The sequence below is a fragment of the Motilimonas sp. E26 genome (genome assembly GCF_021278025.1).
In the GTDB taxonomy this organism is placed as follows: domain Bacteria; phylum Pseudomonadota; class Gammaproteobacteria; order Enterobacterales; family CBDFNC01; genus Motilimonas.
In genome coordinates this window covers 289257-303327 of sequence record NZ_JAIBHJ010000003.1, presented here as the reverse complement: position 1 = coordinate 303327, position 14071 = coordinate 289257, and the positions used below count along the sequence as shown (strand labels likewise).

Genomic DNA, 14071 nt, shown 5'->3' with positions numbered 1-14071 from the left:
CACCACAAAAGCGCTGCCTTGTATAAATACCCAACAATTCGCTGCAAAAACAATCACGAAAGATCAACAGACCCTAGCAACACTCGCCAATGCTGAATTACCTGTATAAATTCAGCTAGCTGTACCCAATTTACGTTTAGGAAAAACGAAGATGAAACCAGCAAGCTTTATCCTCCTGCTTTCCCTGCTATTGCCCATGTCGGCTTTTGCGACTTCACAAGTCAGCGATCAAATCGCACCTGAAGCGGCCACCGGTAATCAATTTCAATCTTTGGTAATAGCTAAAAAGCACATGGTAGTCACTGCAAACCCTCATGCCAGTGAAGCAGCTTTTGCCATACTTAAACAAGGTGGCAGCGCCATTGATGCGATGATCGCCGCACAGCTGGTTCTCGGCTTAGTTGAGCCACAATCATCAGGTATTGGTGGCGGCGCTTTTTTATTGTATTACGATCAAAAAAGTAAGCAGTTACTTAGCTTTGATGGCAGAGAAACAGCGCCAAGCAAAGCTACAAGTGAGCTTTTTATTGACGCCAACCAAAAGCCGATGGGCTTTTTCGATGCAGTGGTTGGAGGTCGATCTGTTGGGGTGCCGGGAGTCATTGACCTGATGTGGCAAACCCATCAGCAATACGGTAAATTACCCTGGCCTAAGTTATTTGCACCAGCCATCCAACTCGCCCAACAAGGATTCCAAGTATCGCCTAGATTGGCTCAATTAGTCGCAATGGATCAAGCGCGTCTAAAACAACATCCAAGTACCCGCTCTTACTTTTTTGATGCCGCTGACCAACCCATTACTGCGGGATACATCCTCAAAAACCCCAGCTACGCGAAGAGCTTAAAAATCATCGCAGAGCAAGGCCGCAATGGCTTTTATCAAGGGATATTAGCCAACCAAATCGTCAAAGCAGTGCAAAACCACCCCACTAACCCAGGGTTACTCAGTTTAACGGATTTAACTCAATACCAAATAAAAACGCGGCCAAATACGTGCGTGCAATACCAACAGGATTACCAAGTATGCGGCATGGGATTACCGTCATCAGGTGGCCTAACCGTTGGTCAAATTTTAGCCCTTAGTGAGCGTGCTAACATTGCGCAATATACTGCCAATAGCGCATCGGCATGGCGTATTATTGGAGATGCCAGCCGCCTTGCCTTTGCTGATCGCGCCAAATACATGGCCGACCCAGACTTTGTAGAAAATAACAGTGAAGCATTACTTAGCCCCGACTATTTAGAAAAGCGCGCGCAGCTAATTAAACAGTCAAAAGTCGCATTACCTCAGGTAAACGCTGGTCAACCAGAATTATTAGCCAAACAAGCACAAAATTGGGGAATACAAACCAGTCAATCTTTACCTTCAACAACCCACTTAGTGATCCATGACCAAGCTGGTAATATTGTTTCCATGACATCCAGCATCGAGAATGCCTTCGGCGCGAGAATAATGGTAGGCGGTTTTTTACTAAACAATCAACTAACCGATTTTTCTTTCCAAGCCGAGGCGAATGGCAAGCCAATCGCCAATCGAGTGCAAGCCAATAAACGGCCGCGTTCGTCTATGTCGCCCACCTTAGTGTTCAAGCATAATAAACCCTATCTAGCACTTGGCTCGCCGGGCGGCAGCCGCATCATCAATTATGTCAGTCAAGCCTTGATCGCCCACCTTACTTGGGGCATGCCATTGCAACAAGCTATCGAGCTACCCCACTTAGTCAACCAATCAGGTACCTTTGAATTAGAGCAAGGAACATCAAGCAAGCAGCTCAAAACTGAACTCATCAAACTTGGCTATAACACCACAGAGAAAGACCTTAATAGTGGCTTACATGGCTTTGTCATTACCGACCAAGGCATTGAATCCGGGGTAGACCCACGCCGCGAAGGCTTAGCCCTAGGAGAGTAGTGCTAACCATCAAGATCTCCCCCCCCTCAAAGGGGGGTGAGCATTATTCTGGTATATCTAATCAATCCCAATCAAACTGGTAATACACGTCAAATGCACTGTATAAACCACTCACCGCTTCTAAATAGAGTCTAGGCATGACTTCATAACGTAAGGCGATTTCGGTCATCGATGAAAATAGACCAATACCGTAACGAATTTGTACACCCGGTAAGATATAACCGGTAATATTCAATTGTGAATTATCACCACTACCACTGGAGTCGAGCGCTAAATCTTTGACCCCTAGGGCTTCGCCAATTTGACTGACAGTGTCAGCACTTTGGCCCACGCCTAAATTTATCAACATAGACGTCATCATCGAGTCATCACCTGCTCGAGAGTCGATTCCCTTGCCGCGTAACAAATAGGATAATGCATTTTGTTGGTCCATCGCAGGGGTAGAATAAATAGTGATCTCAGGCGCCGATACAGGCCCTTCTAGCTTGATCCCAGCGGTTACGTTATCGGTAATGAGGGCTGGATCACGAATCGCATTCACTGATAGGTAAGGTTGGTCCGGAGGTCCAGAGAACAAGAGTACTCCTTTCCTAATAAGCAAATTTTGACCAAAAGCACGATATGAGCCATTCACCAAACGAATATTACCGTTAGTCAGAATAGGCCCATCAACTTTTTTTGTTACAGCGAGCTGTCCCTTTAGATTCGACTTTAGGCCAAATGCGTCAATTTTCACATCATCACCTAACTGCACTCCTAATTTCATCTTTAGTGGTAGATTAGCGGCTTCATCAATTGCTGTACCGGAATCCACCACCACTACATCATCCGAAATCGATACTGCGCTAGGAGGCAAGGTTTTCACCGCAATCATCCCTTTTGGGACCAATATATTGCCGGTTAAATCCATTTTTTTATCATCTAAAATAAATTTCAAATCCGGTGAAATAAATAACTGAACTTGTGATTGGTAGTCTACTTCAATCCTATCCCCCTTAAGTGTAATCCAAGCGTTCAGTCCTTTCTGCCAATCAAATGCGCCATCGATCTGTCCAGATCCATCGCCGGTGTTAAAACCACCTGCAACCGTACCTTTAGTACCATTTAGCTTGATTTCTGTATTCAGGTCAGAAAGGTACATAGGAACACTGCCACCACCTAGTGCCGCATCTTTTAACTGAGCGCTCCCTTTTACAATCGGCGCTTTGAGCGGACCATTCACATTTATATCAAGGGAGACATCCCCCGCTAACTCATCTAAATTAGGTGCGAGGTAATGTAGCGCTTTTAAATTTAAGCCCTGATAAAAGAACTTACCTTGTAACAACTTTTCTGCCGTATATGGCTGTAAGGTTAAGTCAATATCTGCATTACCTAGCTTATCGGTATCTAGATTAAGCACGAACTTAGCTAGTGTTTTATCTAGCTCACCTGTCAACGTTAAGGTCGTTACGGGAATGGCATGCTCCTGACTATTATCATCAAGAAAAGTCACATTGATATCGCGACTATTAACATCGAAACGTGCGGTTGGCTTAGCGCCCTTGGTCCACTTGGCTGTCACGTTCGTTTGTATCACGCCTTGCAACTTCATTAACTCAGGTAAAAACTGCTGTAAGCGGCCGAGATCATAATGCTCAACCACCAGCCCTGTTTCACCACTTTCGCCCGCTTTCGTTGGCTGAAGACAAAATAAACTGGGCGCAGATGACCAACATTGCTTAGCTAACACCACTTGTTTATTGCGGTAACTGATTTGGCTGGGTTGATCTAGCTGCCAGCGCCCTTCAATGGTACTAAACCACGCTTGCTGTAATTGCCCCTGCCAGCCTTGATTTTGCCAGCGGCCAGACAGCGCTAATTCCGTCGCTACAGGCTGGCCATCGACCTTAAGGGTAACCTGATGCGATAGATCAGACCCTGACGCAGTTAATCGCAGCATATCAACGTCGATACCAGGCTGCTTTAATTGCTTGATTTCAAGATCTGCGTGACCAGAAGGCTGCTTACTGGCCAACACATCGGCTTTTAGGCTTAAGCTAGCCAAGGAAAGTTCGCCCAGTACAATCTTGTTGCCGGTGAGATCAATATTAACCTTAGGCGCAGTTAATTCTCCCGCGACCTTAACATCCCCCTGTAAATTACCAGCAATGTCCGGCAGGGAGCTAGAAATATCCGGTACATTTATATTTAATAGTAAGTCGACTTTATCTTTAATATGACCCGTTGCAGTGACCTGATTTTTACCATTGATAACCACGAGGTTATCTATTTTCCATTCTAGGCGATCATTGCCCGACACTTTACCTGCGACTTTTAGCGGCTGCTCCATAAACTTACCGTGCAGGTCTAACTTCTCCACTCCTAACTGCCAATGTGAACCTTGCAGGACAAAACTGTGGCTTAGCTGACCATTTAATTGTGCAGGGTAGTCAGGAAAATAGCTGGTACTATCTATATTGCTTAAATCTAGGTCTCCTTGCCAAGCTAACTGATCAGCCAGATCAAGCTTACCCACTAAGCTCACCTCTCCAGATAAGGTTTTTGCCAGCAGCTGTTTAACATTTATTTTTTCTAAATTACCTTGAACTTGACCGCTAAGATCAACATCCGGCAAGCCTTCACCGAAAACTAACGTGGCAAGATTAACGTTAAAATTATCTAGGTTCCCTTTCGAATTAACTTCGCCTTGCTTAAGGGTAAACTGCGGCGCTCCCGTTAATGGCCATTGCAACTTCTGCCAAGTTAGCGCTTGTTGATGATCAATACGCGCACTTAAGGGGGCTGACCATCCTTTAAGGTTCAACTTAACGGGCCCAGTTAAAGTAAGATCTGTGCTCAGCTTCTTGGTGTCTCCTGCAGCGCTAAGACGAAGTTTCTGCCCCACTAACTGCCCATCTAAAACGGGGTCGGCTAATAATTTGGCGGAGAGATCCGCTGTTAATGGCCAATCATTACGCAAGCTAACTTGTGCCTGTAATTTTGCACTTAGCTCAGGTAACACTAACTCAAGATCTTCAACAGTGAGCTCATGCTCTACCCAGCTAACTGAGGTATAAAAACGCGTCAAATGGAATGGTGTTTCGCCTTGTTCCAAAGTGAATTGCGATAAACTCAATTGCGGAATGTGAATAGGTAGTGGCGCTTTCAAGGTCGGTAGCACCAACGCCTCTTTATTAGTAGGTGTGCTAGAGACGGTAGGCTCGGCCTGAGCAGCATTCTCAGTTGGCGTTAGCCTAACCGTTAAGCCATTGACTATTGGCGATAGCGTCGCACCGCGTTGGTTGACCTGAGCAGAAAATAAAAGCTGGCTTAAATTCACCGCTAACCCAGGTTGTTGATAGGAAACATCCGAGATATCAACGCCTTCAATACGCAATCCTATCGGAATAGCAACTGAATCGGGTAGCCCTCCGCTGCTAGTTGGCGCAGGCTCTGCCGTTTGCAGTGGGTGAAAGTTCGCATCAACACCCTTTACTGTCAGCCCATCAACACAAATCGCTTTGGCTAAACAGCCCCAATCAAATCGATAGCTCAATTGGTCTATCATTAAATCGACTTGTTCATCTTGCCAGGCAATACCAGATAATTTTGGGGAAAATAATAATGCTCCCTCATCTAATTCAAGCTCTAACTGCGGTACAAAGTGTTTAGCTAGATTAATCAATAACACATTACCGTGATGGGATAAAAGTAAGGCAATCAATAAACTAAACAGTAATAAAATACAAAGTAAGCCTCGACGTAACCAAATCCTCATAGTTCTGGCCCCATCAAGAAATGTAATCTCACCGCGGTTTCCTCACTATTTAGTGGTACACCGAGAAACAGTTTAATTGGTCCAATCGGCGATGCCCAAGCGACACCTGCCCCGGTGCCATATTGCAGGTCTTCTGAAAAGTCATTAGTAGAAGTGCCGCCATCAATAAAGGTGGCAATGCGCCAATTGGGCTTTACCGGATAACTATATTCTAAGCTCGCCACCGTCAAGTACTTGCCTCCGATAAGCTTATTATCATCGTCTCTTGGCGCGATCGACTTATAGTCATAACCACGGATGGATTGGTCCCCACCAGCGAAAAATCGCATTGATGAAGGCACGCTTTTAATGGAATCAACAGCGATAGCACCTAGCTCTAAACGCGCTAGCACACGGTGTTTTTCAGTAAGGGTGCGTAGCCATTTTGTTTGTCCGTACACCTTAAAAATATCTGCATCGGAGGCCCAATACTTACTAGAAACTTCCGTTGAAATAAGCTGTTTATCTCCCCATACAGCATTGAGCCCACCACGAACTCGAGTACGACTATAAGAGAGTCCTGGAATAATTAGCTTGGTTTTTAGTGTTTGATTACCTTGAGTACTGTCTTCGATATCGTACTTAATAAATGCGGTACGATCCCATTTACTTGGCGTTTTCCAAAATCGTTGTACGCCAAGGGTGAACTTAGTACTTTCAGTATCATTCTCGTCAAGACGCTGGTAGCCCGTTTGTATATTTAAATAACTCCAATTGGGGTCATCTATAGGAATTTTGTAATAGGTTGAGACGATTTGCGATTGCTTACTCAACTCTAAATCGGCACCCAAACTATGCCCCCAATCATTCACCCAAGGGCGCGACCAGCCGAATTTAACTCTTGGTCCATTGTCTGTTGTTACACCCGCACCAACTTCAAAACTATTAGTCGGTTTTAAGCCCACAGTTACTTCGATAGGCACTTGATTGCCAATGGCTTTCTCAATATTTGGGCGCACTAACACATTTTTAAAATAACCACTATCGCTGATTTGTAGGCTATATTGAGCAACTTGGGTAGTTAGGTAGTAATCCCCCTGAGTAAAACTCGCCATACTACGCACCAACTCCTCAGCAGGCGATGGTTGAGTCAACACCAGCGGGCCATAGCGATAACGCACCCCAGAATCGAACCAAAGCACAATCGTTGCTCTATTTTCCTTGGCTTCAACTTCAACGCTAGACTTAACAAACTTGCCATTAAAATAGCCCCGTTGCAGTGCCATACTTGTGATACTGGACTTGGCCGACGCATAAACGCCATGATTAAGTGGCTTATCAACCTGCAACGGGAGTTTTTTTGCAAAAGTTAAAAATTCTTCATCATGGCGGGCTTCGCCCATTAGCTTGAGATCAAGGGCTTTGACTATCACAGGCTCACCTGCAGTAATAGATGCTGTCACTTTCAGCTTACCCACCTGCCCATCTTTTAAGCTCACATCTAACTTTATATCTGAGTGATAATAACCTAACGCCCTTAGTGCATTGCTCGCTTCTGTTTCTAAACTGCTTCGATAGGCCCCTAAATTTTTCCCTTTTGGCTCTGCTACTGATAACAAATAGGCTTCAACATTGGCTGCCAACTCTCCTTCTACGCCTTCTATTGTCAGATCAACTTTAGCCGAAACAGTAGCACTAATTAACAGTGCCATCATGAAAATAGCAAAGCGCAATATCAAAACCATATTTACCCTATCTAAACATTTTTAGAAAACCAATCAGATGAAATAAGAGTGTATTACAAACACTGAAAAAGCTTAATTAACTTAACACCCAATTCTAATATTAACCTTCTCATTTCAATATTCTTGACTACTTCTATCTTATAAGTGGTGAAACTTTAAGCAATACTGAATGTTAGTGAAATTATTCCCAAGAAATGACGGTCTCAACTTATACTCACTCTTAAACCTGCCGAAAAGGTTGGCAGCGATTAAGCTACGTTTATTAATGGAGGTTAGCCATGCGCGTGTCACCGGATCCAATAAAAAGTTACCCCTTTTGGATCAAACCCTTTTTTTGGTTACAAAAAAAGAATTACGGTCAAGTCCTCACTCCAGGCCTATTATGGGGCAAAGTCCCCCTGCTATTTGCCACTGTCGCCTCATTATATGGTGTGATTAACCGTAAACGCTCACCTATCGATGCGGTGTTACGCTCACTGATAACTGTGCGAGTATCGCAAATTAATCACTGTCAGTTTTGTATTGATATCAATAGTATGACCTTAGCCAAACGCGCAGGCTCAGAGGACAAAGTGATGGCGCTCAAGGATTGGCGAAACCACGCTATATTCAACAATCAAGAGCGTGCGGTACTCGATTATACAGAATCCATGTCAGACAACAGTAAAAGCGTGACGAATCAACAAGTAGAACTATTGAAAACATGGTTTGATGAAAAAGCCATCGTCGATCTGACAGGCCTTATTGCGTTTCAAAATATGTCTGCCAAGTTTAATGCTGCGCTTGATGTTCCTGCACAAGGTTTTTGCCACATTCGCCCTCCGGAGCAAAATGATGAAGATAAATAAGTGGTTACTGCTTGTCGCAATATTAGTTTTAGCTGCACTATTTTTTGCTTTAGGGCTTAATCAATACCTCACGTTAGATTATATCCAGCAGCAACACCTTGCACTACAACAAGCGGTAGAGCAGCAACACCTACTCTACGCCTTGGGATTTTTTGCCGCTTATGTGCTGATTACCGCAGGCTCATTACCAGGCGCAGCAGTACTCACCTTACTCGCAGGGGCACTATTTGGCTTAGTTGAAGGTTTTATTATTGTTTCATTTGCCAGCTCAATAGGTGCAACCTTGGCCTTTTTAGTCGCGCGTTACTTGCTTAGGGAGCGGCTGCAAGCAAAGTGGGGGCATAAGTTAACTCAATTTAATCAAGGGGTAGAAAAGCAAGGAGCTCAGTACCTATTGAGCTTGCGACTGTTGCCTGTGGTACCGTTTTTTTTAATTAACCTATTAATGGGGCTAACCTCAATTAAAACCCGTACTTTTTACTGGGTTAGCCAATTGGGGATGATCCCTGGTACCTTGGTTTATGTGAATGCCGGCACCGAGCTCAGCAAGATTAGCTCGCTCCAAGATATTGCCTCTCCCTCACTTTGGTTTGCTTTTGCGTTATTAGCCATACTGCCCCATTTAATCAGGTGGAGCATCAATCGATATCAGCAATATAATCGTTATAAGCCCTACCCGAAACCGAAGAAATTTGACTACAACTTAGTGGTGATAGGTGCTGGTGCTGGCGGCTTAGTCAGTAGTTATATTGCAGCCACCGTAAACGCGAAAGTTGCGATTATTGAGAAACATAAAATGGGTGGCGATTGTTTAAATACCGGCTGTGTGCCATCTAAGGCTTTGCTGCGCAGCGCACACTTTGCCGCCGAGTTAAATAAAGCAGCAAGCCTTGGTTTTGAACCTATTACAAGTAAGGTCGATTTTAAAGCCGTGATGGACCGAGTTCATGATGTGATCAAACAAGTCGAGCCACACGACTCCATTGAGCGTTATAGCAAGCTAGGCGTAAATTGTCTGCAAGGCAAAGCAACCATCAAAACGCCTTATGCTGTCGAGCTAAATGGGCAAACACTGCTAACGGAAAATATTATTATCGCCACTGGCGCTAAACCTTTTGTGCCTCCGATTAAGGGGCTTGATCAGATTGAGTACTTAACCTCTGATAGTCTTTGGCAACTTGAGCAATTACCGCCGCGTCTCTTGGTGGTCGGCGCCGGACCTATTGGCTGTGAATTAGCTCAAGCGTTCGCCCGCCTCGGCTCAAGAGTAACCCTGATAGATATCGCAAAACAATTGCTGCCCAGAGAAGATCCTAGCGTATCCAGCATACTGCTCGAGCAATTTCAGCTAGAAGGGATCCAATGTTTATTAAATACCAGTCTCAATCATTTCAGTCGCGATACTGACGGCCAATGGGCGCACTATCAAACATCACAAGAGGAGCAACGCTTTAGCTTTGATAAGGTATTAATTGCAGTGGGACGTAAAGCCAATACCGAAGGATTAGGATTAGAGCCCTTAGGTATCAACCTTGAAACAAACGGCACCATTACACTTGATCCCTATCTACGCACGCAGTACCCCAACATTTTTGCTGTTGGTGATGTCGCCGGTCCCATGCAGTTTACGCATTTTGCCGCCCATCAAGCTTGGTATGCCAGTGTCAATGCTTTATTTGGCCACTTTAAGAAATTCAAAGCGGATTATCGTGTGATACCAAGTGTTACCTACTGTGATCCACCCATCGCCCAAGTGGGCATTAATGAAACACGTGCTAAAGCAGAAAATATTCCTTATGAACTAACAGAGTTTGCCGTAGATGAGCTAGACCGAGCTATCGCTGACAGTGCAAAAACAGGGGTAGTAAGAGTGTTAACCATCCCGAATAAAGACACTATTTTAGGCGTAACGATTGTCGGTCAGCATGCAGGAGAGACCATTGGCGAGTTTGTGCTGGCGATGAAACATGGCCTAGGCCTGAATAAAATCCTTGGTACTGTACATGCCTACCCAACCATGCTTGAAGCTAACAAATACGCGGCAGGTGTTTGGAAACAAAAACATAAACCAACACGGATTTTAGCCCTGTTAGGGCGATACTTTAGGTCACGGCGAGGTTAGCTTTTATCCAGTCAACTAGAGCATATACCCAATCAACTTGAAGATGCATGTTTCAGAGCACCACCGTGTTTTCAATACTAGGCACGCTAAGTTAATTCTGTTTACCACCAATTAACTTATGCTATTGGCAATCCCTCTTCGTTCATGCGTCAACGGTGGAAAACTGAGGCGCAGCTTTGGGCAATAAGTTTTGACTAAACTCTTCAGCTGATAGCGCCCTGCCAAACAAGTAGCCTTGAAATAATGCACACCCCTTAGCTTTCAAAAAGTTAAGCTGTGCTACATTTTCAACACCTTCTGCTATCACCTCTAAACCTAAATTTTCAGCCATCGCAATAATAGCGGCAACAATGGCTTGCTGGCTCACCTGAGTTTCTAAATGCTCAACAAACGAACGGTCTATTTTCAATGCAGTAATGGGTAACGTACTTAAATAAGACATTGAAGAATAGCCAGTGCCAAAGTCATCAATCGCAAAGCGAATGCCAAGAGCACGTAGCGCTTTAATTTTTTCTACCGCATCATCCAGCTGTGAAACCAAAATCGTTTCAGTAATCTCCAGTTCCAATAAATTAGGATTAATTTCACTCTCTTTGACAATCCGGCTAATCTGCTCAATAAAATCGACTTGTAAGAATTGTTTAGGGCTAACATTGACTGACAAGGTTTTGAACTGCTCTGGCAGCCCTGATTGTTGCCAATGTTTTAACATTAAGCATGATTGTGTTAGCACCCAATTACCTAATTCAATAATGAGCCCTGAATCTTCAGCAGCAGGCACAAACTCACTCGGAGTGATCCAACCGCGCTGTGGTTGATACCAACGCAATAACGCTTCACACCCCACCACATTACCTTTGCGATCGACTTTAGGCTGTAGGAACAATTTGATCTCATCTTGTTCGAGCGCCAAACGCAACATTTGCTGCAAATTGTGATTACGCTGTACTCTATTTTCCATTTCTTCAGAGAAGAAGTGGATCATATCTCGGCCATCTTCCTTGCCATGAAACATGGCTATATCCGCTTGGCGCAAAATATCGGTTGCCGATTGCTCACCATCAGGAAACAAGGTGATGCCAATCGTGCAAGATAAATTAATACGCTGCCCTTGCAACACGAAAGGAGAAGCAATGCGTTTGCGTACCGCCTGAGCGAAACCTAAGGCTTGTTCAGCCACGCGATCAGGCTCATCACCCAGTTGTGGCAAAACAATAGCAAACTCATCCCCCAGAAGCCGAGCAACAATGTTGCCACCTTCCATCATCTGCAATAAACGCTTGGCCACCATTCTTAACAAGGTATCTGCTGCAACATGACCGTGAACATCATTTACCTGTTTAAACTTATCAAGATCAATAAAGAGCAAACAGCCCCATTGTTGACTTTGCTTCGTTCGGCTAATTTCAATCGCTAGATGTTCAAGTAATTTACGTCGATTGGGGAGTTGCGTAACCTCATCATGGTAGGCTTGAAACGCCACTAAATCTTGCGCTTTGCGGTATTCAGTTATATCCGTATGAGTACAAATCAAGCGAGATGGTTTACCGTCTTCGGCCCATTCAATTACCTTGCCTCGGTCGAGCACCCAACAGAAATCGCCATCTTTACATTGAACTCGGTGAATATGCTCATAAAATGGGGTTTTACCTGCTAAATGTAACCTCAAACAAGCAAACATATCCATTAAGTCATCAGGGTGGATCCGCTGCTCCAGCTCTTCAATATCATCACCAATTTCATCTTCAATATAGCCAAGCATTTCCTTCCAACGAGCCGAAAAAAACACTTGATTAGACTCAATACTCCAATCCCACACACCATCTCGAGCACCACTTAACGCATAATGCCAACGCTGTTCACTCGCGCTTAATTGCTCAAAGTTTAATTTCATTTTGTCAGCCATCGCCATAAACGCACGCTGTAACAAACCAATTTCACCTTGCCCTTCTTTTAGTTGCGGAAAGGCATCATCATTATCATTGTTAAGCTGCTGTGCGGCTTGAACCAAGCGGTTCAATGGTGCAATGATCATTTTAACCAGCAGTATGGTTAAGGTTAGTAGCGCAATTGCCACAACCAAAGTATTCTTCATCGAGTCTTGTATTGTATTCGCCAATAGCGTTTGATAAGGCTTTACGAGGGAATAAGAAACAAAGATGGCGCCAGTATTGTTGCGCTTTAAGCTATGATCTTTACGTGCTAATTGCAGAGGGGCATAAACATATATGTTTTTTTCGGCTTCAACATATTGATAAAGCAAGCGATTTTTATCACGAGCTTGATAAAAATCGGCCCACTCAAACTCAGGTAACACCGCACTGGCGAACATGAACTTTAAGCTCATTTGGTTAGACAACAGCACTTCTGCATTTTCATCTAACACAAGTAGTTGCGATACATTGTCGTTTAGCGCCGCCAAGGTAAGCTCTCGCTCCGCCACCGCATTGTCATGACGCATCAAGGCATCTGATAGACTTTGCTGTAACTTGTTTACCTTACCTAATACTTCCTCACGACTTTGTAATAATAAACGCTCACTTTTCGTTTGATAGTCCAAAAAGATAAAGGCCGTTTGCAACACTAAAAAAACCAGTAACAGTAGCGTGGGAATAACCGACGCCAATGACCATAAACGCGGACTATTCATAAATCACCTGCTCTAATACCTGACTATTAACTAACTGACTCAAGTCAGGTACTTGCTCTAACATACCGCGGTAAACCATTAACTCACCAAGATCTTGCGCTTGGGTATTTAGCGCAGATTTAGCTTGACCCGATAAGCGCAAAATAGACTCAACAGGCTCGATAAATTTTACGCCTTGTAAGCTACTTTGCATTTCACTGGTGTATAACTGCAACCGCATGGCCATTAACTGTATTGCTTTCTGAGGTCGACCTTTTTGAAACTTTCTTGCCTTATAGTAACTTTTTAACAGTTCAATTAAGGCTGGCTGTTGTTGTTCAATCGCCTTATCTGAAGCCACCACTAAGTTAACAATGCGTCCCGGTAATCGCGCGCTATCAAAAATAGAGACACCGCCCAATGCCAGTAGCTTTTGCTTAATTGGCTCGCTGGTAATTAGCGCATCAACTTGATTACGGTGAAAAACTTGACGCTGTTCATCAAGCTTTACTTCTATCAGTTCAACATCATGAGCAACTAGATTAGCGTGACTTAACGCTTCCGCGAGTAATAATGAGCCAGCAGCGTTATTTTCATAGCCAATGCGTTTGCCTTTAAGGTGCTTAATTTGCGTCACACCGGGCAAGCCAATAATCGCATCCCCGCCGACAGACTCATCAACAATAGCTATCACCTTAAGTTTGCTGCCACGGGTGATCAAAGTGAGCACTTCATCTAATGATAAAAAGGCAACATCTAATTTTCCGGCTTCAAAGCTATGGGCGACGTGACTGGCACTGGTTAATTCATATAAAGAAACCAGACTCGTGTCTAAATATTCCATTTCACGAGCTAAGAAGATGGGCTCAAAACCAGGCCAAGGGGCAGCCCCCACTCGCAGTAATTCGTTTTGAGGTGCACACGCACTGATGAGCCCAATCAAGAAAGTGAGCGACAATAAGCGAGTGGAAAAAATCATGGCTTTGGTCATGTAAACAGCGATCCCTTGCTGGATTATTTTTTTTTTATATATTTTGCCAGACTGTCTAGACAATGAACAGATAAGTCATACTTTA

General features: G+C 44.1%; 7 protein-coding genes. 3 read left to right on the top strand and 4 right to left on the bottom strand.

Features of this window, described 5'->3' with window-relative positions; genetic code table 11:
• The first annotated feature begins 151 nt into the window (after positions 1-151).
• Positions 152-1912 (top strand): gamma-glutamyltransferase, encoded by a 1761-nt coding sequence (gene ggt, locus K1M91_RS04300; protein ID WP_232800314.1) that lies wholly within the window; start codon positions 152-154, stop codon positions 1910-1912.
• 61 nt (positions 1913-1973) lie between these two features.
• On the opposite strand, the gene K1M91_RS04295 is transcribed toward ggt, so the two are convergent.
• Together K1M91_RS04295 and K1M91_RS04290 are read right to left on the bottom strand one after the other, a co-directional pair.
• Entirely contained in the window at positions 1974-5672 is a 3699-nt protein-coding gene (locus tag K1M91_RS04295) for a translocation/assembly module TamB domain-containing protein (RefSeq protein WP_232800313.1), read from the bottom strand.
• Positions 5669-7396, bottom strand: coding sequence for an autotransporter assembly complex family protein (locus K1M91_RS04290; protein WP_232800312.1), 1728 nt, complete (start codon positions 7394-7396; stop codon positions 5669-5671). The genes K1M91_RS04295 and K1M91_RS04290 overlap by 4 nt, the downstream gene beginning before the upstream one ends.
• 278 nt (positions 7397-7674) lie before the next feature.
• Between K1M91_RS04290 and K1M91_RS04285 the strand changes: the two genes are divergently transcribed.
• On the top strand, positions 7675-8244 hold the full coding sequence (locus K1M91_RS04285) for a carboxymuconolactone decarboxylase family protein (RefSeq protein ID WP_232800311.1): 570 nt from the start codon (positions 7675-7677) through the stop codon (positions 8242-8244).
• Entirely contained in the window at positions 8231-10366 is a 2136-nt protein-coding gene (locus K1M91_RS04280) for a bifunctional TVP38/TMEM64 family protein/FAD-dependent oxidoreductase (protein ID WP_232800326.1), read from the top strand. The genes K1M91_RS04285 and K1M91_RS04280 overlap by 14 nt, the downstream gene beginning before the upstream one ends.
• Positions 10367-10508: 142 nt before the next feature.
• Here K1M91_RS04280 and K1M91_RS04275 read toward each other — a convergent pair whose 3' ends face one another.
• Both K1M91_RS04275 and K1M91_RS04270 read right to left on the bottom strand, forming a co-directional pair.
• Positions 10509-13016, bottom strand: coding sequence for an EAL domain-containing protein (locus tag K1M91_RS04275; RefSeq protein ID WP_232800310.1), 2508 nt, complete (start codon positions 13014-13016; stop codon positions 10509-10511).
• A complete protein-coding gene (locus tag K1M91_RS04270) occupies positions 13009-13986 on the bottom strand; it encodes an ABC transporter substrate-binding protein (protein WP_232800309.1) in 978 nt (325 codons plus the stop codon). The genes K1M91_RS04275 and K1M91_RS04270 overlap by 8 nt, the downstream gene beginning before the upstream one ends.
• Positions 13987-14071 lie beyond the last annotated feature (85 nt).

Bases quoted from the DNA above. Each gene is read 5' to 3' on its own strand.
- ggt (WP_232800314.1), top strand. From the start codon at position 152: ATGAAACCAGCAAGCTTTATCCTCCTGCTTTCCCTGCTATTGCCCATG.
- K1M91_RS04295 (WP_232800313.1), bottom strand. From the start codon at position 5,672: ATGAGGATTTGGTTACGTCGAGGCTTACTTTGTATTTTATTACTGTTT.
- K1M91_RS04290 (WP_232800312.1), bottom strand. From the start codon at position 7,396: ATGGTTTTGATATTGCGCTTTGCTATTTTCATGATGGCACTGTTAATT.
- K1M91_RS04285 (WP_232800311.1), top strand. From the start codon at position 7,675: ATGCGCGTGTCACCGGATCCAATAAAAAGTTACCCCTTTTGGATCAAA.
- K1M91_RS04280 (WP_232800326.1), top strand. From the start codon at position 8,231: ATGAAGATAAATAAGTGGTTACTGCTTGTCGCAATATTAGTTTTAGCT.
- K1M91_RS04275 (WP_232800310.1), bottom strand. From the start codon at position 13,016: ATGAATAGTCCGCGTTTATGGTCATTGGCGTCGGTTATTCCCACGCTA.
- K1M91_RS04270 (WP_232800309.1), bottom strand. From the start codon at position 13,986: ATGACCAAAGCCATGATTTTTTCCACTCGCTTATTGTCGCTCACTTTC.